Source organism: Deltaproteobacteria bacterium, from assembly GCA_009930495.1.
GTDB lineage: Bacteria > Desulfobacterota > Desulfovibrionia > Desulfovibrionales > Desulfomicrobiaceae > Desulfomicrobium.
Genome location: RZYB01000377.1, coordinates 1 through 1,520, shown reverse-complemented (window position 1 = coordinate 1,520; position 1,520 = coordinate 1). Strand labels below are relative to the sequence as shown.

At 62.0% G+C, this 1,520-nt stretch carries 1 protein-coding gene; it reads left to right on the top strand.

Features of this window, described 5'->3' with window-relative positions:
- Positions 1 to 320 precede the first annotated feature (320 nt).
- Positions 321 to 1,520 (top strand): hypothetical protein (locus tag EOL86_14825; GenBank protein NCD26843.1); only part of this gene is annotated, 1,200 nt, incomplete at its 3' end.

The window sequence follows — 1,520 nt, the reverse complement described above, 5'->3', positions numbered from 1 at the left end:
GCAGTCTGGATGGTCTGGCGGAAGAAGAACCTTTCCCGGAAACGCCCGCGGCCATGCTGCGGGTCTGATCTCGTTTCCACGGCAAGGCGGCAATAGGCATGGAGTGCTTCGTCGAAGACTTCTTGCAATGGCGAGGGGCGTATTGCGTTCATTGCGGGTGACCGTAGGACGCGCGGTAATCCAGGCCATTTGTCCATGCTGTCTTGGTTTAGAGATCGAATACCCGACTGAAAATTCCAACAGGCCCGGGCCAGGTGTCCGGTGCTCCTGCGCGGTTTTCGCCGGTCTTGTACACATTGTCATGAGAGAACGGAGAGATCATGGGACTGAGCATCGATCATTTTTTTCGCCAGGCCGGACCTGAACCTGCCGGGGCGCAGGGCGATCAGGGCGTGTTTTTGCGCGAGGGGGGGCAACTGGCCGGGACTTCGGCGTTTTCTTTTTTTCGCGGTCACGCCAAGGCGCGGGAAAACGACGCCACGGCACGTGCGTTTTTGGATTCCATTGGCCGTGATCCGATTTATACAAAATATCTGGCCGAGGCAGGGACCGTGCTTGACGCCCAACGGGCTGCGGGCAAGCCTCTGACGGCCCGGCACGTCGCCACGGTCAAGGCACATATGGACCGTCAGTTGTCTCGTGATCTCGGACAGGCCATCGAATTCGGCCAGCATCTGGCCAGTGAGGGTGTCATTCCCCAGGGGTTCGGAACGGCGTTCGGGCATTTTTTAATGACGCATGCCCAGGGCGGCCAGGCTGTTGACGCGGGCGTTGTCCCCGCTGAACTCCTGCGGGATTTTCTGAACGCCGAGGTCGTGGGGCAGCATGTGGCCAAGCTGTGCCGGGACCGGGGCATGGAGGGCGACGCGGCCACGGTGCGGACCATTCTGGACAAGACCGGCGTCCTGGCCCAGGGCCTGGAGCACGCTCTTGGGGGGCACGAGATGGATGCCCGGTCCCTGCGTTTCGAGGGTGTTATGGGTGTGCTGGATGAGACCATTGGCAAGACCCTGGACATGCTGCAGGAGTTGCACGTCGGGGGCACGACTCTGGCAGAACTTGGCGGCGCACCCGATGCCGGAGTTGTGATGCAAACCCTGTTGCAGGCCGTGGACGCAGGTGCCGTGGACAGGACGGATGTGAACACGCTTTTTGCCTCCATCCGTATGGAGGCCAAGGATGTCGGTACTGCCGAAGGGCGGGGCGACGCCGTGCGGTCTTTTCAGCTCAATGCCCTTGGGCCGTCCGTGGGATCGGAGCTCATGACCGGACTGGGCCTGCCGGCCAATCTCGGTTCGCCCCTGGCCCATCATCCGGACGTGCAGGTCGAGGCGCGCAAAGCCCTCGATACGATGGTCTCACCGCCGGCCATGCCCGCCAAGGCGCAGGCCAGAACTGCCCTGGAGGGCGCCTTGCGGACTTTCATGGATAAAAAAATGCCCCAGGTGCGAGAGTTCGTGGCCATGGCCGCCAATCCGCCCATCGATCTGAAGCCCAAGGCCCTGTCGCCGGAAACTCTG